The 22,698-nt window shown below is 64.7% G+C and carries 20 protein-coding genes; 12 read left to right on the top strand and 8 right to left on the bottom strand.

All coding sequences use genetic code 11. The features are described 5' to 3' along the window. A partial coding sequence (tkt, locus tag RT460_RS17325; protein WP_313320712.1) for a transketolase occupies positions 1 to 1,802 on the top strand: 1,802 nt, incomplete at its 5' end. 116 nt (positions 1,803 to 1,918) lie between these two features. Here the strand turns inward: tkt and RT460_RS17320 are convergent. The 4 genes from RT460_RS17320 to RT460_RS17305 form a co-directional block, all read right to left on the bottom strand. Then, complete coding sequence (locus RT460_RS17320) at positions 1,919 to 2,548, bottom strand: OmpA family protein (RefSeq protein ID WP_313320710.1); 630 nt, start codon at positions 2,546 to 2,548, stop codon at positions 1,919 to 1,921. Continuing rightward, positions 2,545 to 3,114: a hypothetical protein gene (locus RT460_RS17315; RefSeq protein ID WP_313320708.1), complete on the bottom strand. Its 570-nt coding sequence runs from the start codon at positions 3,112 to 3,114 to the stop codon at positions 2,545 to 2,547. The genes RT460_RS17320 and RT460_RS17315 overlap by 4 nt, the downstream gene beginning before the upstream one ends. Positions 3,115 to 3,234: 120 nt before the next feature. Beyond that, positions 3,235 to 4,245: a hypothetical protein gene (locus RT460_RS17310; RefSeq protein WP_313320706.1), complete on the bottom strand. Its 1,011-nt coding sequence runs from the start codon at positions 4,243 to 4,245 to the stop codon at positions 3,235 to 3,237. A 63-nt stretch (positions 4,246 to 4,308) separates the two neighbouring features. Beyond that, positions 4,309 to 6,285: an acetyl-CoA hydrolase/transferase C-terminal domain-containing protein gene (locus tag RT460_RS17305; protein WP_313320718.1), complete on the bottom strand. Its 1,977-nt coding sequence runs from the start codon at positions 6,283 to 6,285 to the stop codon at positions 4,309 to 4,311. A gap of 121 nt (positions 6,286 to 6,406) precedes the next feature. Here RT460_RS17305 and RT460_RS17300 point away from each other — a divergent pair, with 121 nt between their 5' ends. From RT460_RS17300 to RT460_RS17290, 3 genes are read left to right on the top strand one after another with little or no spacing between them, the layout of a single operon-like run. Then, positions 6,407 to 6,778, top strand: a complete 372-nt coding sequence (locus RT460_RS17300) for a BlaI/MecI/CopY family transcriptional regulator (RefSeq protein ID WP_313320716.1) — start codon at positions 6,407 to 6,409, stop codon at positions 6,776 to 6,778. Then, on the top strand, positions 6,765 to 8,342 hold the full coding sequence (locus RT460_RS17295; RefSeq protein ID WP_313320704.1) for a TonB family protein: 1,578 nt from the start codon (positions 6,765 to 6,767) through the stop codon (positions 8,340 to 8,342). The genes RT460_RS17300 and RT460_RS17295 overlap by 14 nt, the downstream gene beginning before the upstream one ends. A gap of 7 nt (positions 8,343 to 8,349) precedes the next feature. Further along, complete coding sequence (locus tag RT460_RS17290; protein ID WP_313320702.1) at positions 8,350 to 8,910, top strand: hypothetical protein; 561 nt, start codon at positions 8,350 to 8,352, stop codon at positions 8,908 to 8,910. Positions 8,911 to 8,949: 39 nt separating this feature from the next. Here the strand turns inward: RT460_RS17290 and RT460_RS17285 are convergent, their stop codons facing one another. Beyond that, positions 8,950 to 9,762, bottom strand: a complete 813-nt coding sequence (locus RT460_RS17285; RefSeq protein ID WP_313320700.1) for a S1/P1 nuclease — start codon at positions 9,760 to 9,762, stop codon at positions 8,950 to 8,952. A gap of 429 nt (positions 9,763 to 10,191) precedes the next feature. Beyond that, positions 10,192 to 10,836, bottom strand: a complete 645-nt coding sequence (locus RT460_RS17280) for an OmpW family outer membrane protein (RefSeq protein ID WP_313320698.1) — start codon at positions 10,834 to 10,836, stop codon at positions 10,192 to 10,194. 241 nt (positions 10,837 to 11,077) lie between these two features. On the opposite strand from RT460_RS17280, the gene gap reads away from it, so the two are divergent. Beyond that, positions 11,078 to 12,079 (top strand): type I glyceraldehyde-3-phosphate dehydrogenase, encoded by a 1,002-nt coding sequence (gene gap, locus RT460_RS17275; protein ID WP_313320696.1) that lies wholly within the window; start codon positions 11,078 to 11,080, stop codon positions 12,077 to 12,079. 221 nt (positions 12,080 to 12,300) lie between these two features. Here gap and RT460_RS17270 read toward each other — a convergent pair whose 3' ends face one another. Then, entirely contained in the window at positions 12,301 to 13,341 is a 1,041-nt protein-coding gene (locus tag RT460_RS17270; protein WP_313320694.1) for a pirin family protein, read from the bottom strand. Positions 13,342 to 13,449: 108 nt separating this feature from the next. On the opposite strand from RT460_RS17270, the gene RT460_RS17265 reads away from it, so the two are divergent. From RT460_RS17265 to RT460_RS17250, 4 genes are all read left to right on the top strand, one after another. Then, complete coding sequence (locus tag RT460_RS17265; RefSeq protein ID WP_313320692.1) at positions 13,450 to 13,881, top strand: helix-turn-helix domain-containing protein; 432 nt, start codon at positions 13,450 to 13,452, stop codon at positions 13,879 to 13,881. A gap of 92 nt (positions 13,882 to 13,973) precedes the next feature. Then, complete coding sequence (locus tag RT460_RS17260; RefSeq protein ID WP_313320714.1) at positions 13,974 to 16,661, top strand: DUF2339 domain-containing protein; 2,688 nt, start codon at positions 13,974 to 13,976, stop codon at positions 16,659 to 16,661. Continuing rightward, positions 16,658 to 18,040: a DUF3999 domain-containing protein gene (locus RT460_RS17255; RefSeq protein WP_313320690.1), complete on the top strand. Its 1,383-nt coding sequence runs from the start codon at positions 16,658 to 16,660 to the stop codon at positions 18,038 to 18,040. The genes RT460_RS17260 and RT460_RS17255 overlap by 4 nt, the downstream gene beginning before the upstream one ends. A gap of 127 nt (positions 18,041 to 18,167) precedes the next feature. Beyond that, positions 18,168 to 18,623, top strand: a complete 456-nt coding sequence (locus tag RT460_RS17250; protein ID WP_313320689.1) for a hypothetical protein — start codon at positions 18,168 to 18,170, stop codon at positions 18,621 to 18,623. Between the two features lie 189 nt (positions 18,624 to 18,812). On the opposite strand, the gene RT460_RS17245 is transcribed toward RT460_RS17250, so the two are convergent. After that, positions 18,813 to 19,364, bottom strand: a complete 552-nt coding sequence (locus tag RT460_RS17245; protein ID WP_313320688.1) for a GNAT family protein — start codon at positions 19,362 to 19,364, stop codon at positions 18,813 to 18,815. Between the two features lie 81 nt (positions 19,365 to 19,445). Here RT460_RS17245 and RT460_RS17240 point away from each other — a divergent pair, with 81 nt between their 5' ends. The 3 genes from RT460_RS17240 to RT460_RS17230 form a co-directional block, all read left to right on the top strand. After that, the gene (locus tag RT460_RS17240; RefSeq protein WP_313320687.1) at positions 19,446 to 20,624 is read left to right on the top strand and encodes a phosphoglycerate kinase; all 1,179 of its coding nucleotides are present in this window, start codon (positions 19,446 to 19,448) and stop codon (positions 20,622 to 20,624) included. 142 nt (positions 20,625 to 20,766) lie between these two features. Continuing rightward, positions 20,767 to 21,411, top strand: a complete 645-nt coding sequence (locus RT460_RS17235; RefSeq protein ID WP_313320685.1) for an HAD-IA family hydrolase — start codon at positions 20,767 to 20,769, stop codon at positions 21,409 to 21,411. Between the two features lie 605 nt (positions 21,412 to 22,016). Further along, positions 22,017 to 22,698: pyruvate kinase (locus tag RT460_RS17230; protein WP_313320683.1), on the top strand; the 682-nt coding region annotated here is incomplete at its 3' end.

Genomic DNA, 22,698 nt, shown 5'->3' with positions numbered 1-22,698 from the left:
GCTCGATGCTGCACTACGCGCTGCTGCACCTGAGCGGCTACGACCTGCCGATCGAAGAGCTCAAGGCCTTCCGTCAGCTGGGCAGCAAGACCGCCGGCCACCCGGAGCGTCATGAAACCCCGGGCGTGGAGACCACCACAGGTCCGCTGGGTCAGGGCTTTGCCAACGCCGTGGGTTTTGCACTGGCGGAGAAGCTGCTGTCGCAGCGCTACAACCGTCCGGAATTCGAAGTCGTCGATCACCGCACCTGGGTGTTCATGGGTGACGGCTGCCTGATGGAAGGCATCTCCCACGAAGCCGCTTCGCTGGCTGGCACCTGGGGCCTGAGCAAGCTGGTCTGCTTCTGGGACAACAACAACATCTCCATCGACGGTGAAGTGGAAGGCTGGTTCACCGACAATACCCCGGAGCGCTTCGAGGCCTATGGCTGGAACGTCGTGCGCGACGTCGATGGCCACGACCCGGAAAGCATCAAGGCTGGCATCGAGCAGGCGCTGTCGCAGTTCGACAAGCCGACCCTGATCTGCTGCAAGACCACGATTGGTTTTGGCTCGCCGAACAAGGCCGGCCAGGAATCCAGCCACGGCGCACCGCTGGGCAAGGACGAACTGGAAGCCACCCGCAAGGCACTGAACTGGCCCTACGGCCCGTTCGAGATCCCGGAAGAGATCTATGCCGGCTGGCGCGCTGGCGGCACCGGCACCCTGCGTCAGGCCGAGTGGGAGCAGCTGTTCGACAAGTACGCTGCACAGTTCCCGGCCGACGCTGACGAACTGACCCGTCGTTCGCACGGCGAGCTGCCGGCCGACTTCATTGCCCAGGCCGATGCCTATATCGCCCAGGTGCAGGCCGAAGCGCCGAACATCGCCTCGCGCAAGGCTTCGCAGAACGCCATCCAGGCCTTCGCACCGCTGCTGCCGGAAATCATCGGTGGCTCGGCTGACCTGGCCGGTTCCAACCTGACCCTGTGGAAGGGTGCGCAGACCGTGGTCGGCGAAGACCCGCATGCCAACTACGTGCACTACGGCGTGCGTGAGTTCGGCATGAGCGCCATCGCCAATGGCCTGGCCCTGCACGGCGGGTTCCTGCCGTTCGACGCTACCTTCCTGGTGTTCAGCGACTACGCCCGTAATGCGCTGCGCATGAGCGCACTGATCCCGGCGCACGTCATCCACGTGTTCACCCACGACTCGATCGGCCTGGGCGAAGACGGCCCGACCCACCAGCCGGTGGAGCACGTGTCCTCGCTGCGCTACATCCCCAACAACGATGTATGGCGTCCCTGCGATGCCGCCGAATCGGCGGTCAGCTGGAAGGCCGCCATCGTCCGCAAGGATGGCCCGAGCTGCTTGATCTTCAGCCGCCAGAACCTGGCACCGCAGCCGCGTACGGCTGAGCAGGTGCAGCAGATCGAACGCGGTGGTTATGTGCTGGCCGATGCTGCCGGTACCCCGGACGTGATCCTGATCGGCACCGGTTCGGAAATTGGCCTGGCCGTGGCCGCCAAGGCCGAGCTGGACGCTGCCGGCATCAAGACCCGCGTGGTGTCGATGCCGTGCACCGACGTGTTCGATCGCCAGGACGCGGCTTACCGCGAATCCGTGCTGCCTAACGCCGTGCGCAAGCGCGTGGCCGTCGAAGCCGGTGTCACGGGTTTCTGGCGCCAGTACGTGGGCCTGGACGGTGCGGTTATCGGCCTGGACACCTTCGGCGCGTCGGCCCCGGCCGACAAGCTGTACAAGCACTTCGGCATCACTACCGAAGCGGTTGTGGCAGCGGCCAAGGCGCTGACCGCCAACTGATCGGCGTGCGTCACAGGTGTTGAACAAAGGCCGGGGAAACCCGGCCTTTGTTTGTCTGGGCCCATGGCGCTCGCTGCTTCGAGCGTCGATGGATGGCGCGCAGCACTACTACTGGCTCATTGCGGCGAGGGCACGATCACTTCCACGCGGCGATTGCGTTGCCTTGCGTCGGGATCGTCGCTGCCGTCGGCCTTGCTGTTCGGCGCGACCGGGTCCGCTTCGCCACGCCCTTCGGGCAATAGACGCTCCGATGCGATGCCACGTGCGCCCAGCCATACCGCCACCGCATCGGCGCGGCGTTGTGACAGGGAGAGGTTATAGGCCTCGTCGCCCTTGTCGTCGGTATAGCCCAACAGCTTGATCGGGCCTGTGGTTTGTTTGAGCAGCGCCAGCAATTTGTCCAGGTTGGCGGTTGCGGCAGGTGCGATATCGGCTTTGTCGAAGGCAAACAGCGTATCGGCGGGAAGCGCGACATGGATCTGCTGGTCACGGACTTCCCCGCCCAATGCACTGATCAAGCCCTTCAGGTCCGATACCTGCGCGCTCAATCCACTGACGGTTCCGGTCAGCCCCGAGCCCTGCGTGGCGATAGGGGCAGGTTGCGGCGTCGGTGTGGCGGGTGATGCGGCTGCCACGGCCGCTGCGGGCGGCTGCGCGGTGCCAGCAGCATCATCCACCGGGGGCGGCCTGCTGCAGGCAACTAACGCCACGGCCAGCAGACATAGCGATGCTCGCAAGCGTTTCATCGGCTGACCTTGATGCCGTCGAACGGACCCACTTCAGGAATGATGATCGACACGGTCTGCGATGTTGCCGGTGGCGCCGGGAACTTCAGCCACACCACGCCGGTGGAGTTGGCGCCGATGCCGATCTTCAGGGTGTCCCCGCCGTCTTCGATCGGTGAGACCATCGGCCGGCCGGTATCGTCCTTGAGCACGCTGTAGCGCTGGGCGGTAGTGTCGTCGATCAGCGCGATCTGCTCGACCTTGATGCGGCTGTATTCGAACAGTGACTTGTCTGCCTGCGGCGTTACCGTGAACTGCAGGGTGAGGATGTTGCCTGTCACTTGCGCGCGGGTGAGGTCCCAGGTGCTGCCGGCGATGCCCGACTGACTGGCGATCACGGTATTGGCAGCCGGTGCCGGTGCCGGTGCCGGTGCCGGTGCCGGTGCCGCAGGTTCTATCGTCGGCGCTGCAGCGGCAGGTGCGGCCGCTGCGGGCGTGGCAGCTTCGTTGGAAGGCTCGTTCTTCTTGCAACCACCGATCAGGGCAACGCTGGCCACGGCAAGGAACAGGATCTTCGGCGTATGCATGGGCGCGGCTCCGGGTTGGTTTGACCCTTGGCTTATAGCAAAGCCCGCCATGTACGCTTTCACGCCGTGCGCACACGCCCGAATGGGCGCGCATGGCGCCCACTCGGACCATCTGCTTACTCAGGCATTGTCGCGCGCGTATTCGTAAGCGTTCTGCGCGTACTCCAAGCCTTCTTCTTCGTCATCGCCACCCCAGGCCAGATAGTCGATGGCCTCCAGCGGGGTCTGGAAGATGCGCAGCACTTCCTCCTCGTCGTTGCACCAGGACATGGCATTGGCAAAGCGGTTGAGCAGGCTCAGTCCGTCGAAGCGTGCGTACAGGTCCTGGTAGGCCTGCTTCAGCAGTTCGGCATCGCAGGCGGTGTCGTCGACATCCAGTTCGCCCACGTTGGCAAAGCCGCCGTAAGCAGCGGCGTAGGCGCCGCGGCCAAGTTCGGCGCGGGTGGCCTCGATGGCGTGTCGTGCGAAACCTTCGGCATCCTGCTCCGAGGCACCGTACCAGCGCGGCAGCAGGCTGTTGGCATGGTTGGCGATGACCGTGGTGTTGGCACGGTCAAGCGACCACAGGGCTTCGAATGCCTCATGAAAGCGGGCGTCGCCGGCAAAGGTTTCCAGACCGGTGACGTAATTGGCCCAATGCCAGACAAAGCAGCCCTGGGCTTGCTGGCGATGGCGTTCGAGCAGCGCACGTGCCATCCCGTGCAAGGAGGTGAACGTGCCCCATTGCTGGGCACTGACCTTGTCGGCCCACTCTGCGCCACGTACCTCGTGGGCCAGGTCGTAGATACGGCTGGCGAACAGGCCGGCACTGAACGCGGACGGGTTGGCGGCGTAGGCGTTGGCGTAGATTTCCAGCTCGCGGTCCGAGGTCTCCGGGCCATCCAGGTCAAGCTCGGTCCAGCCGAGCAGGGTCTGGTACACACGGTCTCCGGAAGGGGTGCATTCCTTGCTTTGCCAGGCTTGCTGGAACATCTGCTCGAAGCCGGCGATGTCGCCGGCCTTGAGCAGGTTCTGCGCCCTAGAATAGTGTGACGCGTAGGCGCCGTATGCCTCGTCGGCGGTGATGACGCGCAGCCGTGGCTGGTTGCCAGCTGATTTGCCGTCCTTGCGCAGGAAACCAAAAAGACCCATGTATCTCGCCGGAGCTGTAAGTGAGGGCCGGCGAAGATAGCAGGGGCATCGGTGAAAGCCCGGTTAAATGCGTGTGCCTTGCGGGAACGGGGACGCTGTGCGCGCCAAGGCCAGTCGCAGCAGTTTTGCGTCCAGTTGCTGCTTCAGCCCGACGGGATGTTCGAGGTCCATGCGTTGCAGATAGATCGCATCGCTGTCTGCACCGGGTTGGCGCAACGCGTCCAGCACCGTGCGCAGTTTTCCCAGTGGCGTACTGGTGGCCGATTTCAGCCAGCCCAGGGCACGCAGCAGGACCTGTTCGACGGCGTCGAAGTCGCTGCCCAGCGGATAGTCGGGCAGGCTGCCATCGGCCCGGAACGGGGCCAGCGCCGCGCGCAGTACATCGGCACGGTTCTGTTGCCACTGTGGTGCGGCGGTGAATGCGGTGGCCAGCTTTTTTGAGGTCTTGGCCTGGGCCAGCAGTTCCGGCTGGAAAGCCGCATCGGTGATCCCGGCCATGGCGATCACGCAGTCCTCGTCGGTGAGCCCGCGCAGGTCGGCGATGCCGTATTCGTTGACGAATACGTCGCGCAGGTGGCGCGGGATGGTGGTGTTGCCGTAGTTCCAGCGGATGTTGGACTGCAGCTTGCCCGCATCCTGGCGCACAGCACGGAACATCAGGATGCTGCGTGCGTCCGGCAGGGCGTGGGCCATCGCCACGAAGTTGTACTGCCCGCCGACGCCGGAAACCACCCGGCCATCTTCCAATGCATCGGAAGCGGCCGCGCCGAGTGCACTGGCGATCATGCAGGAGTTGAAAAAGCGTGCATCGCGGCGTTGCAGTCGTTCCAGCGCTTCGTTGCCGCCGTACAGCTGGTTGATCTCGCTGATGCGGCGCATGCCAATGGCGCTGCATTCGGCTTCGGGCAGGTTGCGCAGCCAGTCGTAGAACTCGGATGAGCCCAGATAGAACGCGCCATGCAGGTATTCGCCCTCGCGTGCCAACCGGCCGTGATCGCCTTTGCTGGCAGTGCCATCGGCAAGCCGCTGCATCAGGCCCAGATCGTCGTGTACCTTGCGCCAGATGACGCCGGTCTGCACCAGCTTGCGGAATCCTTCGTTGAGCATTTCGCTGCAGCCGTACAGGCCAACTTCGAAAGGCCCCAGGCCGCCGGCTTCGCGCACCAGCGGGTGTTCGGCCAGTCGCGGGTCCAGCGCCTGCAGGATCTGCCGATAGCGCGCGTTGTCGGTGTGGCGCAGTACCAGCGCGTGGCTCAGTGCGTCTGCCAGGGTGCCAATGCCGATCTGCAGGGTGCCACCATCGCGCACCAGGGTGCTGGCATACAAACCGATGGCGTAGTCGGCGTCAGTGACCGGTTGCCGCGGCAGGCCGAACAGGCGCGGATAGGGTGCCGGTGGGCTGATGATCAGGTCGAAGAAATCGAGATCGACTGTGGCGCTGCCACCCAGCCAGGGCAGCTGCGGATCGATCTCTGCAATCAGCAGTGGCTTGGGCAGTCCGCGCGCGGCGATCGCATCCAGCGTGTCCTGGGTGATGTCGTTGTTGCAGGACAGGGACAGGCGCGCATCGCCTTCGCGATAGGCCACCTTCTGCACGATGGCGTGCGGCGCGCGCTGGGCCACGGCATCGGCGGCATGGGTGTAGTTGAGGCTGGTGTAACTGCGCTGCGCCTGCGACGAAGCCAGCAGCGCGCCGGACTGCATGTAGAACTCTTCCACCTGGATATGCGCCGGCAGCGCATCCCGGGCGATGGCGTCGGCATAGGCAAGGCGGGGGAAGTCATCGCCAAAGTGGCGTTGCACGAATGGGCGCATGAAGCGCGCTTCCAATCCATCGCCCTTGGCCTGCGGTGGATTGAGCGACAGCGCGGTGTAGAGCTGCAGCGGCCGCGCCGGGTCGTGTTCGATGCGCGCATACAACGCATTGAGCAGGCGGTGGGGTTTGCCCAACGCCAAAGGCGCACCGATGCGCAGGGGTCCCTGGGTATTGCTCAGCAGCCAATCCACGGCGGCATCGAGGTCGGTCACGTGATGGGGCATGGTGTCCGGTATCTGCGGGGTTGCCGGCATTACAGCACGGTGCCGCTGAACCACCTGAAGGGGTCTTGACAGGCATTTCGTTTACCCGTGTAATCGATAAAAATTACAGGCGTAAACGATGATCAGGATCAGCGAGGCCGAAGCGGTGGTGATGGAGGTGCTATGGGGGCAGCATCCATTGTCTGCCGACGAAGTAATGACGCGCCTGCCCGGTGGCAATGAATGGGCGGAGGCCACGGTCAAGACCCTGTTGAACCGGCTGCTCAACAAGGGGGCGATCAGTGCGAGCAAGGACGGCCGCCGCTATCTGTACTCGCCGTTGGTGCAGCGCGACGCCTGGCTGCTGGAGGAAAGCAGCAGCCTGCTCGACCGGCTGTTCGATGGCCGGGTGGCGCCGCTGGTAGCGCACTTCAACCAACACCAGCGGCTGAGCCGCGATGACGTGGCCGAACTGCGCCGACTGCTGGAGGAGCTGGACGATGAGCAGCATTGACCTGTTATCGCTGCTGGCGACCTCCACGCTGACGCTTTCCGCAGCTGTGCTGCTGGTACTGCTGCTGCGCCGGCCGGTGCGTGCATGGCTGGGGTCCAGCGCGGCCTATCTGCTGTGGTTGTTGCTGCCAGTGGCCTTGCTGGTGGTAGTGCTGCCGGCTCCGCAGAAGGATGTGGTGCAGATGCACGCGGTCGGCAGCGCGGTGCAGGTGGGGCAATTGCTTGCGGCGGGTACAAGCACGCTGCCTGCCTGGCCGGGCGGAATATTGGCCGTGTGGCTGGCGGGTGCGTTGCTGGTGGCATTGCACCTGTTTCGGCAACAACGTCGCTTCCAACGCGGGCTGGGAACGCTGCGGCAACGCAGTGACGGCCTATGGCAGGCGCAAAGCGTCAGCGGCCTGCCTGCGGTGATGGGTGTGCTGAAGCCGCGCATCGTACTGCCGCTGGGCTTTGAGCAGCGCTATTCGCCGGCAGAGCAGGAACTGGTGCTGCTGCATGAACAGGTCCATCTGCGTCGTGGCGATGTGGTGGCAAATGCGCTGCTTGCATCCTTGCACTGCCTGCAGTGGTTCAACCCGTTGCTGCTGTTGGCGGTGAAGTACAGCCGTCAGGACCAGGAGTTGTCCTGCGACGAACGCGTCATTGCGCGGGCAGCGGGTGCCCGTCGCAGTTATGGCGAGGCCATGCTCAAGACCGGGCTGACCTCAATCCTGTTGCCGGTGGGTTGCCACTGGCATAACCATCCCTTGAAGGAGCGTATCGCCATGCTCAAGCGTCCCGTGCCCGGCACCAAACAGTGGGCTGCAATGTTGCTGATGTCGGTAGGGTTGTTCTCTGGATTCGGCTTCGCAGCCTGGGCTGCGCAGCCGGCGCGTGCCGTCGCGACGACGCCCGGCGCGACGTCGGGCGCGATGTATGCGACTGCCGTACGCGCAACCCTGGAAGGCCAGGAACATCGGTTCGAGCTGCGCGAAGCCGCCGGCAAGCCTTTTTCGTTCAGCACGAACTCGGACAAGGGCGTGCAATGGACCGGGGAGTTTGTCCTGCAGCCGGCGCAGGGGGGCTTGTTGAACCTGCAAGGCAGCTTGAAGGCCAATGGCACGTTGGTGTCCTCACCGACCTTGCTGATCAAGCCCGGCGTACCGGCGGGCATCGAGGTGTCCACCGCGGACGGCAGCTCGATGTGGAAGCTGGAAATCACCTCGACAGCCGTTGCATCTGCCACCCCGGATACCGCAGCTGCAGCGACGCAGCCCGCCGCCGTGGTGATCAGCAGCAAGAACCAGGCGCCGCCGTCCTATCCGAAGAATGCCTTCGACCAGAACATTTCCGGCAAGGTGGTGTTGCAGATCGAAGTAGGGGCCGACGGTCAAACGAAGGATGTCAGCGTGGTCGAGTCACAGCCGCAGGGTGTGTTCGACGCGGTCTCGATCGCCGCAGCACGGCAGTGGCGTTTTACCCCTGCGCAGCAGGATGGCAAGCCGATGGCGGGCAAGGTTCGGGTACCGATCTGGTTTGATATGGATGAGGATGTAGTGCACACCGATGATGCCGCGGGTAGCTGAGATGCGCTTGGCATCGGGTCTTTTGTTGCTGCTGTTGGTGGGCTGCGCGAGCCAGCGCAGCGCACCGGAATCGGCGGCGAACACCTACAACGTTGATCGGCGCATGCTGCAGCAGGAGACGGCCCAGGGCGGAGCGGCATCAGCCCACTATTCGTTGTCGGCAACCCAGGGATTTCGCATGCCGCAGGCGTTGCACGCGCCCTCGCCGCAGATGCCCGACAACTACCAGCAGCAGTCACTGCCGCCGACCACCTTGTGCGTGCGGGTGATCGTGGATGCGCAGGGGGCGGTGACGCGCAGCGAGCCGTTGCTGACGCAGTCTGGCTGCGCTGCGGGTAGCGAAGCGGACAATGCGGGCTTGATGCAGGCGGCGTTGGCAGCCACCGCGCAGTGGCGGTTCCGGCCGGCAGCCCAGTGCAGCTACGTCGAGGGCGTTGCCCGCACTGGTAGTGATGATTGCCAGGGCGCCGAACAGGTGGAGAACGTGCCGGTAACCCTGGCTTACGCGTTCACCTTCGAGGTGGTGGAGGGCAAAGTGGTGGTGCGCAGCCGCGATGGCCTGCGGTGACCCTGCGCGACCGCCGGGCGGCTGCGCAGGATTGGGGGCTCAGTGTGTGCCGAGCAACTGGTTCAACAGGGCTGCCAGTTGTTCGCCTGCAAGCCGGACCTGTGCTTCGGCGACCGGGCGCCAGGTGTTGCCATAGCGCTCGCCGATCTTGTGGCCGGACGGATAAAGCCCCTTGCGCGTCGCGATGCGGCAGGTCTGTTCAGCCCATGCCGGCGCATCCTGCTGCAACGACGGCGGTCGAATGTCGACAGGCGCCGGCAGCGCCTGCAGGCGTGACAGGAACTGATCGTCACTCAGGTGCAGCTGATAAAACATGCCGCTGTCCCAGACCGAGTGCAGGTTGGTACCGCGCCCGTCGTACTGGACCTGGTAATTGTTGCCGCCGCGGTCATGGCCATAGCCGGCATGCATGGGCTGGTGCAGGTCGCCGACCAGATGCACGACGAACTTCAATGCCTGCAGGCGCTCGCTGTCAGGCTGGGCGTGATCGGCCAGGATTGCCGCCTGGGCCTTCAATGCCTCGACCACGCAGTTGCCGTCGACGCAATGTCGGGGCTGCTGGTAGACGCAATCGTCCTCGGCCATGTTGACGTAGTGCCAGCTGGCCGAACGGCGGCCCAGGTCGGGGTCTTCCTTGCGCAGTTGGTCCGCCCAGGGCGCGATGCTGCTCAGGGTGGCGCCGGGCTCCAGGGCGAGCAGGCGGTCGATCTCGGCTTTGGCTGTGGTGTTCAACGCGGGCTCGGCCACCCGCGCGACCAGCCGGTGGCCTTGCGCGCCCCAGGCCAGGGCGTCGGCGGATGCAAGCGAAAGAGCCAGGACGAGGCTGGCCGAAAGGAGTGCGGTGTTCTTCATTGCCGCTATCTTAACGATGCGCCGGCTCGGTCGGTTGATCGGATATGGCCGCAGGCGCGTGAAAGGAAAACGGCGCGTTGCTCTCTGCGATGAGAGACCGTCAGTCCAGCAGACACGGCATCTCCTCGCCGTAGCCCGGGCAAGCTCTGCGCACCCGGGGCAGGTCAGCCGGGAGGTTGCAGATAGCGGGTCCTCAGCCCGGTGCGCTGCGCTTGCCCGACCCGCCTCATGTGGCTGATGACGTTCCGCGCGCTATCCCCGCGCTGGGGCACCCTGTGGACGCGGACGCCAGGCAATTCCACTGGCGAGCGCCGAAGCATGAAGCCGGCGCGCGGGTCGAATACAGGTGTCTACCCAGGGGAAAAAAAGGCCCCGGCACCAGGCCGGGGCAAGCATGCTGCGGAACGCTGTTGGCACCGTTGCGGGTGCTTAGAACTTGAAGACGTAAGCCACGCCGTAGACCAGCGGATCGATCTTGGCGGTGCCGAGCTTGTTGCCGTTGACCTTGACCTTGGTATCGATGTCGGCCCAGCGCAGGTCCACGCGCAGGGCGCCCTTGTCGCTGACGGCGAAGTCCAGGCCAGCGTGCGCTGCCAGACCCCAGGAATCTTCCAGCTTCAGCTTGGTGCCTTCCAACGCACCCTTGCTGTCGGTGCTGAAGAACTTGGTGTAGTTCACGCCCAGGCCGACGAACGGGGTGACCTTGCTGCTGTTGGCAAAGTGGTACTGCAGCGAGACCACCGGCGGCAGCTGCTTGGTTTCGCCGACCTTGCCGACGCCGTCGATGCTGATTTCGTGCTTGAACGGCAGGGCAGCGAGCACTTCGATACCGACGTTGTCGGCGACGAAGTATTCAAATGTAACGGTCGGCTTGACGTCGCTGTCGACCTTGGTGGACAGCGCGCCCAGACCCAGCGCCGCGCCATTGAGGTCGCCGGCATCGGAGGTCGGGTCGACAGCGTGCACGCCGACACCCAGGGTCCAATCACCCTTGGACTGGGCCATGGCCGGTGCGGCGGCCAGCGTGAGGGCGGCGGCCAGGCCGGAGAGCAGCAGGGTGGAGGTCTTGCGCATGTGGAATTCCGTTGCTTGTGGAGGTGGCGCCAGTGTTCCCGCGCCGCGCTGGGACCGCCTTGATCCTGATCAAACACGCGTTTGCACTCAGCCTGCGCTCAGCTGCCGGCAAGCGTTGGTCGCCAACTGGCCGTGCCGGGCCCCACGCTTGCGGGCCCCGGGGGCGCTGCCGGTCCTGTTAGAATGACGCCCCCTTCCACCCCCCGCCGCAACGGGTTTGCGGCTGCAGGAGCTTGTGAACATGGCAATCAAGGTCGGCATCAACGGTTTCGGTCGCATCGGGCGCAATGTGCTGCGTTCGGCAGTGTTGAACTTCGGCAACGACATCGAGATCGTGGCCATCAATGATCTGCTGGAGCCGGATTACCTGGCCTACATGCTCAAGTACGACTCGGTGCACGGCCGTTTCAAGGCTGATGTGGAAGTGTCGGGCAGCGACCTGCTGGTCAACGGCAAGAAGATCCGCCTGACCCAGGAGCGCGACCCGGCCAACCTGAAGTGGGACGAAGTGGGCGTGGACGTGGTGATCGAATCCACCGGCCTGTTCCTGACCAAGGACACCGCGCAGAAGCACATCGATGCCGGCGCCAAGAAGGTGATCCTCTCGGCACCGTCCAAGGACGACACGCCGATGTTCGTGTTCGGCGTGAACCACAAGACCTACGCCGGCCAGAGCATCGTCTCCAACGCCTCGTGCACCACCAACTGCCTGGCCCCGCTGGCCAAGGTCATCAACGACAAGTGGGGCATCAAGCGCGGCCTGATGACCACCGTGCATGCGGCCACCGCAACCCAGAAGACCGTTGACGGCCCGTCCAACAAGGATTGGCGCGGCGGCCGCGGCATCCTGGAAAACATCATTCCCTCGTCCACCGGTGCAGCCAAGGCTGTCGGCGTGGTGATCCCGGAATTGAACAAGAAGCTGACCGGCATGAGCTTCCGCGTGCCGACCTCGGACGTGTCGGTGGTCGACCTGACCGTCGAGCTGGAAAAGGAAGCCACCTACGCCGAGATCTGCGCCGAAGTGAAGGCACAGAGCGAAGGCGCGCTGAAGGGCGTGCTGGGTTATACCGAAGACAAGGTGGTTGCCACTGATTTCCGCGGTGAAACCCATACCTCGGTGTTCGATGCCGAAGCCGGTATCGCGCTGGACGGCACCTTCGTCAAGCTGGTGAGCTGGTACGACAACGAGTGGGGCTATTCCAACAAGTGCCTGGAAATGGTGCGCGTCGTCGCCGCCTGATCCATGCAGCAAGTTGCAAACAGAAAGGGCGCCTAACGGCGCCCTTTCTGCATTTCAACGCCCTCACTTTCGCCGCAGGCGAATGGGAGGGGTGGGACTGGGCCGTAGCCCGGGTAAGCGCAGCGCACCCGGGGTTGCACGGTGATGGGAAGGCTGATGGCAATGCCCTGCGCAGGGTGCCCCGGGTGCGCTGCGCCTACCCGGGTACGCGAATCCATCGCTTACTTCACCGGTGGTTCTTCGATCGCATCGCTGCCGGGATGCTTGGCAAAGCGTCCCTGTCCAGCCGCGTGCACCGGCCCATGGCTGGACCAGGGCCAACCACCGAACTGGGTACGGCCGTAATCGCGACGCGCCTGCTCGATCTCTTCAGCGGTATTCATCACGAATGGGCCGTAAGCCACCACCGGCTCACCGATCGGCACGCCTTGCAGCACCACGATCTGCACCACGTTGTCGCCACTGTTGTGCAGGGGGACAGCGCTGTCGGCGATCACTTCGATCAGGCGCGGGCCGCTGATGGCTTCGCCATCCACCTGCAGCTGCTTGCCATCATGGAAGTACACGGTACGACGCGTGCCCTTGCCGGTTGCCGGCGGCAGGGTCAGCGACGCACCCGGCTGCAGCGTGATCTGCCACACCGCCACATCGGCATCCGGATTGGCTGCCCATGAATTGCGGCCGGGTGCCAACGGCACGATCTCGGCCTGACTGCCTTCCTGCGGCAGGTAACGACCGGCGATGACGTTCACCTCGGCGCCGTCGGTGCGGTACTTGGGGATGTTCTCGCCCCACAGCATCACGAACTCCGGATCGGCCATCTTGCTGCGCGCCGGCAGGTTCAGCCAGATCTGGTACAGGTCCAGCGGGTTGCCGTGCTCGCGCGAACGCAGCGGGAACATCTCCGAGTGCTGTGCACCGCGCCCGGCGGTCAGCCATTGCACGTCGCCGTCGCCGTAGCGGGCGGTGGCGCCCAGCGAGTCGGCATGGTCCACCAGGCCCTGCGGCACGATGGTGATGGTTTCAAAGCCGCGGTGCGGGTGGGCAGGAAAACCGGGCACGTTGACGCCGTGATACATGCTGAAGCCGTCCTTGCCACTGAAGTCATGGCCCAGTTCGCGGCCGCCCAACTGGCGCATATCCACGCCCTGCTCGGCGGTGGCCTGCGGGTACTGGTCCAGGTGGTGGGCGCAGAACAGGAACGGGTCAGTGCCCGGCCACGGACGGCCCAGCGGTTCGTTGCGGAGGATCAGGTTGGACATCGTTGACTCCTTGGCCTTGGTTGGGGGCGCGATGGCAGACTGGCGTCCACCTGCGTCGACATGCTCTATTGATGGGTGCGCGGATTTACGCCACAAGGAGGCACGCCGATGGCAGCAACTCACACCGGTGATACTGAGCCCACAGCCTGTGAAGGGGCGGCGCAGTGCCAGCAGATGCGCTCGCTGCTGGACCGCGTGGGTGAAAAGTGGAGCCTGCTGGCGGTGCTTGCGCTGCGCGAGCAGCCGCGACGCTTCAACCAATTGCGACGCGACCTGCAGGGTGTATCGCCGCGCATGCTGGCCAGGACCTTGCGCGGGCTTGAACGCGATGGACTGGTCAGCCGCAGCGTATACCCGACGGTGCCGCCGCAGGTGGACTACGCCTTGACCGAATTGGGCAGGTCGATGCTGCAGCCGGTGGATGCACTGCTGCAGTGGGGGCTGCGCTTCCAGCAGCCGATGGACGCGGCGCGGGCGGCATTCGATGCCCGCAACGAGCCTGAAGATGAATCCGTGGGCGTGGCGGGTGCAGAAACCTGACTGCGGGCGATTTTGCGTTTGCGGGCAGCCCGGCTAAGGTGTTGCGGCATCCCAAAGGGGGACAAGGACGACGGATGGACGACACGCTGGTGATGTTCGGGGTTATCGCGGTACTGGCGATACTCGCGGTTCCCGTACTGTTGATAGTCACCTGGCTGTCGGTGGCATCGCTGAAGCGGCGGGTTGCCGCCCTGGAGGCACGCCTGCGCGAGCAGCCGGAGTTGGCGCCGCGCACGCAGGCGCCGCCGGCGGATGAATGGCGGCCGGCTGCGCCAGTCGCAGCGGCGCCGGAACCGGAGCGATCCAGTCCTGCAGTTGCGCCGCCGGTTGTGCCGCCGTTGCCGCCATTGCCTGAACGCGCTGCCGCGCCGGTAGTCCAGGCCAGCGTCGAGCCGGCCCCCGTCTCGCCGCCGCGTCCGGCCGCACCCGAGCCGCAGCCCTGGGTCGCGCCCACGCCGCCGGAACCCAATTTCATCGAGCGCGGCATCGCCCATGCCAAGCAGTGGCTGACCACCGGCAATGTGCCGGTCAAGGTTGGCATGCTGGTCCTGCTGGCCGGTGTGGCCGCACTGCTCAAGTACGCCAGTGACCAGGGCTGGTTCGTGGTGCCGGTCAGCCTGCGCCTTGCTGCCATCAGCGCCGCGGCATTGGGTGGCCTGGTCTTTGCCTGGCGCAAGCGCGAGAGCCACCGCAGTTTCGCCTTGGCGATGCAGGGCGGCATGATCGGCATCCTGCTGTTGGTGGTGTTCGCCGCCTGCAAGAACTACGGCATGATCGGGACAGGCCCGGCGTTCGCATTGAGCGTGGTGCTGATTGCCGGTCTGTCGGTGATGGCGGTGCTGCAGGAAAGCCGAACGCTGGCCATCCTCGGCGTGCTGGCCGGCTTCATGGCGCCTATCTGGCTGTCCGACGGCAGTGGCAACCATGTCGCGTTGTTCTCGTATTACGCACTCCTCAATGCCGGCATTTTTGCCATCGCGTGGGTGCGGCCATGGCGCGTCCTGAACCTGTTGGGCTTCGCCTTCACCTGGGGCATCGGCACCGCATGGGGCGTGCTGGACTACGTGCCGGCCAAGTTCAACAGCACCGAGCCGTTCCTGGTGTTGTTCTTCGTGTTCTATCTGCTGTTGCCCTTGCTGTATGCACGCAAGGCGGCCACTGCCGGGAGTGCGCGCATCGATGGCTGCCTGCTGTTTGGCACGCCGTTGATCGCGTTCTCGCTGCAGGCCGCGTTGCTGCAGGGCGAGCGCATGCCGCTGGCGTTGTGTGCGCTGGGTGTAGCGGTCCTGTACGCGCTGCTGGCGCGCGCGCTGATCGCGAACCCGCGCTTGAACGTACTGGCCCGCGGCTACGCCATTCTCGCCGTTGGCTTCGCAACACTGGCGGTGCCGTTGGCGCTGTCGGCCAAGGCCACGGCCTCGGTGTTCGCACTGGAAGGTGCGGGCCTGGTCTGGTTGGGGCTGATGCAGCAACGGCGGCTGGCACGCTGGACCGGCATTGCGCTGCAGCTGGCCGCTGCAGCAGCGCTGGCCATCGGTGTATCCGATTCCCATTCGGTCGCCACCACCGCCATCGCCAATGCCGCGTTCATGGGAGCGCTGTTGATCGCCGTTGCGGGCTTCGCCACTGCATGGCTGTACCGTGGCGCCGGCAACCTGCACGTGGCCACCGTGGCCTATGTGTGGGCGCTGGCTTGGTGGATCGGCAACGTGATCATGGAGATCGGCGACTTCGTCGAGATGGGGAGCCGTCTGCACGCGGTACTGCTGTTGTTGGGCGTGACCGGCTGGCTGGCAGCCGAGGTGCAGCGGCGTGTGCCGGCGCTGGCGCTTTCACTGACGACGCTGGGTTGCTTCCTGGCGGCATTCCCGGTGGCCTTCCTGCAGGTAACCGAGTACGGACAACCGTTCGCAGGGCGGGGCGTCTGGACCTGGCCGCTGTTCGCGGTGCTGGGTGTGCGCAGCCTGATGTGCCTGCGTGCGGGTAGCGGCGCGGTTGCAGGTCTGGCGCAGCTTGTGTGGTGGTTGCTGTGGCCGACGGTGCTTTCATTGCTGGCCTGGCATGTGGGCGAGCGTTTCCACCTTGCCGAAGGTTGGGTGGGCTTGCTGCTTGCACTGCCTTGGCTGTTGTTGGCGGTGCTGTCGATGCACCGTTGGGGATGGTTGTCGCAGCCCTTGGGCGTGGCGTTTGATCGCTACCGCACGGCCTTGCAGGTGGCCGTATTTGCGGTATTGGGGCTGTGGTGGCTGACCTCGCTGGCCGGGGCGGGCAGTGCCGCGCCGTTGCCATGGGTGGTTGTCTTCAATCCGCTGGAATTGGCCGAGATTGCGGTGCTGGTGCTGCTGGCCACGCGGCTGTGGCAGGGGCGGCAAGGGCATACACCGCCGTTGCAGCTGGTTGGCGTGGCATTGGCGGCCTTGGTACTGGTCACGGTGATGACGCTGCGTGCCGTGCACCATTGGGGCGGTGAGCCCTGGGGCGAGGCCTTGCTGGGCACCAAGTTGGCCCAGACCAGCCTGACCGTGGTGTGGAGCCTGCTCGGTGTGGTTGGCTGGGTCAGTGGTTCGCGCCGTGGGCAATGGGGCCTGTGGCTGGCCGGTGCCATCCTGATGGGTGTGGTGCTGGCCAAGCTGCTGCTGGTTGATCGCGGCAATCTGGGTGATCTGCTCGGCATCGGTGCCTTCATCGCCTACGGCCTGCTGTGCACGCTGGTTGGCTGGCTGGCGCCGGCACCCCCGCGCCGGGCCGCGGCAATCAACAACGAGGAAACAACTGCATGATCAAGCGTCTGCTTGTTCTGGCCTTGCTGCCGCTGAGTGCGCAGGCCAACGCGGATTTCGCCCAGCAATGGCCGCTGCAGCTATCGCAGGCCGACGCAGGCGCCTACCGCGTGCCGCTGGACGCGACGGTGTACCAAGCGGCGCATTGGCGTGACCTGCGCGACGTACGGGTGTTGGATGCCGATGGTGTGCCGGTGGCCAGTGCGGTCTATGCGGCGACCACGCCCTTGGGTGGCGCGGTGCGCACTGCGCCGCTGCAATGGTTCGCCTTGCCAGCCAGCGCGGTCGGCAGCGATGACGATTTGAGCGTGGTTGTGCAGCGTGATGGTGCGGGCAAGGTTGTGTCGATTCGCAATTCGGTCGCCAGCAACCCCGGCGCGGGTACTGCCGATCCGGTCTGGTTGGTTGATCTGGGGCAGGAGGCCGGCAAGCTGCGCAGGTTGCTGGTGGACTGGAGCGACACTACCGCCACGCTGGATCTGGGCTATCGCCTGGAAGGCAGTGATGACCTGCGCGGTTGGCAGGTACTGGACCCACAGGTGCGGCTGGTACAGCTGCGCAACAACGGTAACGAGCTGCGCAGCAACGGCATCAAGATTGAATCGGGCCTGCGTTATCTGCGCCTGGTGCCCTTGCAGCGCAGTGGTGCGCCACCGCTGCAGGGCCTGCGCGGTGAATTCGCCGATGCGGTTGAGGTCAGCGATTGGCAATGGCAGGAACTGCAGGCGGCTGCCGGCGGCAATGGCAAGGACGGCTATCTGTATCGCCTGCATGGGCGGTTCCCGGTGCAGCGCCTTGACGTAGTAATGCCGGCCAACAGCGCAGTGAGCTGGACGGTATCCAGCCGTGACCAGGACCGCGTCCGCGCCGACGATGGCGAACCCGCGTGGCAGGTGCTGACCAGCGGTTGGAATGCCTGGAATCTGAGCGAAGCCGGTAAGCAGCAGCGTTCACCACCGTTGGAAACATCCGGCATCGTCGATGACCGCCAATGGCGCTTGCAGGCCGAACCGGGGGCGGTGCCCGCATCGGCACCGGCGCTGCGCCTGGGCTATCGGCCGGGCAGCGTGGTGTTCCTTGCACAGGGCAAGGCGCCTTACCTGCTGGTCGCCGGCAGCGCGGACGAAGGCAAGGCGCAGGCCGCGCTGGACCCGATGCTGGCCGCGCTGCGCACACGCAATGGCGCGCAATGGCAACCTGCAGCTGCCAGTTTGGGCACCATGGCGCAGCGTGCTGGCGAGGCGGCTTATCAGCCAGCCGAGGTGCCTCGGGATTGGAAAAACATCGTGCTCTGGGTGGTGCTGGTGCTGGGCGCCCTGGCGGTTACCGGCTTTGCGTTGAGTCTGATGCGCAGCAGTCGCGGCAAGACGGAAACCTGATGGTTTCTGCCTGGTGGTGTCCCGCTGTGGTTCGGCAGGGGGCATGACATCTCGGTAGACGCCTGGGTGCGCGTGGCTAATGAGGTGTGGTGATTGCAGGTTCGGGACCGCGGAGGACGGAAAGAGGATGTCCAGGATATTTCTGCAATCTCAGGGGCCTTCGCCGGACGAGCTGGCCTTCGCCGCGCCGTTGTTCACGCCCGTGTTGGCGCTGATCGGGATTGGCATCAGTTCCTCCGGGCCGCTCAACGGGTTTGATCTGCTGCTGATGTTTCCCTTTTTGGCGGTCATCGCCGTCGCCTTTGGTTACATTGGCCCGTTCTCCATCTGCATACCGGTGATGGCGGTGCTGTTGCTGGTGAAACGGCTCAATGCCATACGCCTGTGTTTCTTCACCACGTTGCTGGGAATGGGGTTATGGGCGGCGTGGTCTGTCCACGGCGCGGTGCGACCGCCAAGGCTGGAAGACCTGCTGTCGGATCTGTTTGTTGGTGGCTTGTGCAGCTTCGGGGTGACGGCGGTGTTCTGTGCGCTCGGTGGTATCCCGCTATACGGCAGCAACGCGGAACGCTCACCAATGTAGTGCCAAGCCATGCTCGGCTTGGGCTTTCCCGGTCATCCTCATGGGGGACCGGCGTCAGTGGCGAAGCCGGCGGTGCCCCAGCAGCCTGACCCGGTTGCAGTTGCAGGCGTCTTGCGCTGGTTTCGCGGTTGACGCCGCTCCCAAGAGTCTGGGTTTGCGGGTGAGGCTTCAGCCGAGCATGGCTCGGCGCTACAGCTTGAGGTCCGTGCGCAGCAGGCCGTACATGGCGCTGTCGCAGATTTCGTTGTTTACGTTCCAACGTTCGCGGAACAGGCCTTCCTGGATGAATCCAAGCCTTTCCACCAATCGGCGCGAGGGCTGGTTGCGTGGGTCGATGTCGGCTTCGATCCGGCGCATCCCCAGTTCGTCGAATGCGTACAGCAGTATCAACGTCAGGGCTTCGCTGGCCAGGCCCTGGCCCTGCCAGTCGGGGTGCAGGCTGTAGCCGATTTCGGCGCGGCCCTGGGTGCGGTCGATGGCGAACAATGCCGAACTGCCGATCAACAGGTCGGTGCTGGCATCGGCAATGGCGAAGATCAGGATGTCCAGTTCGCGGCGCTGGCGCTGGATATCGACGATCTTCTGTTCGGCCTGGCGCAGCTCGGTCCAGGCTGGGTAGCTCCAGTAGCGCATCACCTGTGGGTGGCTGTGGATGGCGAACAGCGCTGGAGCATCATCAGCACGCACTTCGCGCAGAAGCAGGCGGGGGCTGGACAGTTCAGGTTGCAGCAGCGGCGGCATCCATTTCACCTTGGGTTTGCCCCATCAGTCAGGGCGGGCGAGAATTGGGGTTTCCCCACACTTTGCGGAGCTGATCCTGCCATGTCCATCGTTCGCATGACCGACCTCGACCTTTCCGGCAAGCGCGTACTGATCCGCCAGGATCTGAACGTGCCGATCGATGAGAGCGGCAAGATCACCTCCGAGCAGCGCATCACCGCATCACTGCCCACCTTGAAGCTGGCGCTGGAGAAGGGCGCTGCGGTGCTGGTGACCTCGCACCTGGGCCGGCCCAAGGAAGGCGTGTGGACCGAGGCGGATTCGCTCGCACCGGTGGCCAAGCGCCTGTCCCAGCTGCTGGGCGTGGACGTGCCGCTGGTCAAGGATTGGGTGGACGGCGTGGACGTGGCCCCGGGCCAGATCGTGCTGCTGGAAAACTGCCGCATGAACGTGGGCGAGGGCAAGGACGACGAGGCGCTGTCGAAGAAGTATGCGGCGCTGTGCGATGTGTTCGTGATGGATGCCTTCGGCACTGCGCACCGCGCCCAGGCCTCCACCCATGGCGTGATCCGCTTTGCCCCGGTCGCCGCGGGCGGCCCGCTGCTGATGGCCGAGCTGGACGCACTGGACAAGGCCCTGGCCAACCCGGCCCGCCCGCTGCTGGCCATTGTTGCCGGCTCCAAGGTCTCCACCAAGCTGGAACTGCTGTCCAGCCTGGTGAGCAAGGTGGACCAGTTGATCGTCGGCGGCGGTATCGCCAACACCTTCATCGCTGCCGAAGGCCATGGCGTGGGCAAGTCGCTGGTCGAGAACGATCTGCTCGATACTGCCCGCAAGATCGATGCCGATGCCAAGGCACGTGGCGCTGAAATTCCGTTGCCGACCGACGTCGTCGTGGCACCGGCCTTTGCTGCCGATGCGCCGGCCACGGTCAAGGCTGTGGACGCTGTTGCTGCGGATGACATGATCCTCGATATCGGCCCGCAGACTGCTGCGCAGTACGCCGAACTGATCGCCAAGGCCGGCACCGTGGTGTGGAACGGCCCGGTCGGTGTGTTCGAGTTCGACGCCTTCGGCAAGGGCACCGAAGCGCTGGCCAAGGCCATTGCCAGCTCCGATGCGTTCTCCATCGCCGGTGGCGGCGACACCCTGGCCGCAGTCGACAAGTACGGCATCGCCAAGCAGGTCAGCTACATCTCCACCGGCGGCGGCGCGTTCCTGGAGTTCCTGGAAGGCAAGACCTTGCCGGCGGTGGCAGCCCTGGAGGCGCGCGGCAAGTGAGAACGCCCTCACGAACCTGTTGCGTTCGACCTGTGCCACGCGTGCGGTGCTCGCAATGCTCACGTATTCAACATACGTTGCGCTTGCTGCGCTCCACCACGGTGCACAGGCCTTCGCTCACGACGGATCGTGAGGACGTTGCATGAGCCGCGATGTCTTCTTCTTCGATCTCGACGGCACCTTGATTGATTCGGCCGTCGGCATCACCCGCTGCGTGGCCTACGCGTTGGAAAAGATGGATCAGCCGGTGCCGGGTGATGCCGAGCTGCGCAAGTGGATCGGCCCGGCGCTGCGGACGAGCTTTACCCCGGTATTCGGCGACGCACAGCGGGTCGAGCAGGCGGTGGAGCTGTACCGCGAGCGTTTCGACGTGCTGGGCTGGCAGGAGCACGAGATCTATGCCGGTATCGGCGAGGTCGTGCAGGGACTGCACGCGGCCGGCCATCGCCTGGCGGTGGTCACCGCCAAGAACGAGCCGCATGCGCGTCGCATCGTTGCCCATCTGCCGTTTGGCGAATGCTTCGAAGACATCATCGGCGCAACGCCGGATGGATCGCGCAGCCACAAGCCGGAGCTGATCGCCGAGGCCTTGCAGCGCTTGTCGCTGCCGCCATCGCAGTGTTGGATGATCGGCGACCGGCGCATGGATATCGAAGGCGCTCGCCACCACGGCATGCGTAACGTCGGCGTGTTGTGGGGCTTTGGCGGCAGCGAAGAGCTGCAGGCTGCTGGAGTCGGTGCCTTGGCGGCGACTCCGGAGGAATTGGCCGTGGTGTTGCGCGGCTGATTGACGGCAGGCATTTGTGTGGCTGTGGCGTCCGGAGCCAGACGAACGCAACAACTTCAAAAATTGATTCGTCATTCCCACGCAGGCGGGAATCGCTCTGGCCTTTGACGTCGCTCCTGATGTGTCGAATCGGAGTGGTCAAACGCAAGGCCAAGGCCAAGAGCAGGAGCGATTCCCGCCTGCGCGGGAATGACGGTGTGTGGGTTTCCGAGGGAGGCCCTATGCAGGAGCGATTCCCGCCTGCGCGGGAGTGAGGGTCTGCATGGTTGCAGATGCGTTTCCGGTCGCGTTGCGTTTTTGCGATGCCTGTCATTTGATGTCCCCGGCATGTCTCAGAGGCCATCAGCTTTTGTTGCGAAGCAGCACGATCTTCCGATCAAGCACTCATGCAATCGCAATACTCCCGTGCTGAGCTATCCCATCTGCTTATTGACCTATGCAAGCCAGCTATAGGTCCCGCGTTGTCATGCCGTACGGTCTGTCCAGACAGCTTGTCCGGACTGTCTTTGGGACACTGTAGAAAGTGTCTTATGAAATCGTATGCGACATCGTTGTCATGCAACGGATGTGCTACTTTCGGCGGTCTATTAGGGAGACCACGCACAATGATTGAACGTCAGCGACGCACCAAGATCCTCGCCACCCTCGGGCCGGCAACCGATGCGCCTGGCGTGCTGGACGATCTGTTCCGCGCCGGCGTCAACGTTGTGCGCCTGAACTTCTCGCACGGTGACCCGTCCGGCCAGGCCAAACGCGCTGCCGACGTGCGCGCCGCTGCCCAGCGCGTGGGTGTGGAAGTCGGCATCCTGGCCGACCTGCCGGGCCCGAAGATCCGCATCGAGCGCTTTGCCGAAGGCAAGATTTCGCTCAAGGCCGGTGACCGCTTCGATCTGATCGCCAGCACCACTGCACCGGCCGGTGATACCAACCAGGTGGGCGTGAGCTACCTGGGCCTGCCGCAGGATGTCGGCCCGGGCGACGTGCTGCTGCTCGATGATGGCCTGATGCAGCTGCAGGTGGTGGAAGTGCAGGGCGAGCGCATCATCAATACCGTGCTCAACGACGGCGTGCTGTCCGACCGCAAGGGCTTGAACAAGCAGGGCGGCGGTCTGTCGCTGGGCGCGTTGACCGAACGTGACAAGGAGCTGATCGGCATCGTTGCCAAGATCGGCGTCGACTTCATCGCCGTCTCGTTCTGCCGCAATGCGCAGGACATGAACGATGCGCGCGAAATCGCCGAATCGCACGGCTGCTACGCCGCGCTGGTGTCCAAGATCGAGCGCACCG

Source organism: Stenotrophomonas sp., from assembly GCF_032061965.1.
GTDB lineage: Bacteria > Pseudomonadota > Gammaproteobacteria > Xanthomonadales > Xanthomonadaceae > Stenotrophomonas.
Note: the sequence above shows the minus strand (reverse complement) of the source record. Positions and strands in the feature narration are given on the sequence as shown.

Excerpts from the sequence above, each read along its gene's own strand:
- gap (WP_313320696.1), top strand. The coding sequence starts at position 11,078 with ATGGCAATCAAGGTCGGCATCAACGGTTTCGGTCGCATCGGGCGCAAT.
- RT460_RS17315 (WP_313320708.1), bottom strand. The coding sequence starts at position 3,114 with ATGCATACGCCGAAGATCCTGTTCCTTGCCGTGGCCAGCGTTGCCCTG.
- RT460_RS17285 (WP_313320700.1), bottom strand. The coding sequence starts at position 9,762 with ATGAAGAACACCGCACTCCTTTCGGCCAGCCTCGTCCTGGCTCTTTCG.
- RT460_RS17270 (WP_313320694.1), bottom strand. The coding sequence starts at position 13,341 with ATGTCCAACCTGATCCTCCGCAACGAACCGCTGGGCCGTCCGTGGCCG.
- RT460_RS17280 (WP_313320698.1), bottom strand. The coding sequence starts at position 10,836 with ATGCGCAAGACCTCCACCCTGCTGCTCTCCGGCCTGGCCGCCGCCCTC.
- RT460_RS17250 (WP_313320689.1), top strand. The coding sequence starts at position 18,168 with ATGTCCAGGATATTTCTGCAATCTCAGGGGCCTTCGCCGGACGAGCTG.
- RT460_RS17265 (WP_313320692.1), top strand. The coding sequence starts at position 13,450 with ATGGCAGCAACTCACACCGGTGATACTGAGCCCACAGCCTGTGAAGGG.
- RT460_RS17305 (WP_313320718.1), bottom strand. The coding sequence starts at position 6,285 with ATGCCCCATCACGTGACCGACCTCGATGCCGCCGTGGATTGGCTGCTG.
- RT460_RS17310 (WP_313320706.1), bottom strand. The coding sequence starts at position 4,245 with ATGGGTCTTTTTGGTTTCCTGCGCAAGGACGGCAAATCAGCTGGCAAC.
- RT460_RS17295 (WP_313320704.1), top strand. The coding sequence starts at position 6,765 with ATGAGCAGCATTGACCTGTTATCGCTGCTGGCGACCTCCACGCTGACG.
- RT460_RS17245 (WP_313320688.1), bottom strand. The coding sequence starts at position 19,364 with ATGCCGCCGCTGCTGCAACCTGAACTGTCCAGCCCCCGCCTGCTTCTG.
- RT460_RS17235 (WP_313320685.1), top strand. The coding sequence starts at position 20,767 with ATGAGCCGCGATGTCTTCTTCTTCGATCTCGACGGCACCTTGATTGAT.
- RT460_RS17255 (WP_313320690.1), top strand. The coding sequence starts at position 16,658 with ATGATCAAGCGTCTGCTTGTTCTGGCCTTGCTGCCGCTGAGTGCGCAG.
- RT460_RS17260 (WP_313320714.1), top strand. The coding sequence starts at position 13,974 with ATGTTCGGGGTTATCGCGGTACTGGCGATACTCGCGGTTCCCGTACTG.
- RT460_RS17240 (WP_313320687.1), top strand. The coding sequence starts at position 19,446 with ATGTCCATCGTTCGCATGACCGACCTCGACCTTTCCGGCAAGCGCGTA.
- RT460_RS17320 (WP_313320710.1), bottom strand. The coding sequence starts at position 2,548 with ATGAAACGCTTGCGAGCATCGCTATGTCTGCTGGCCGTGGCGTTAGTT.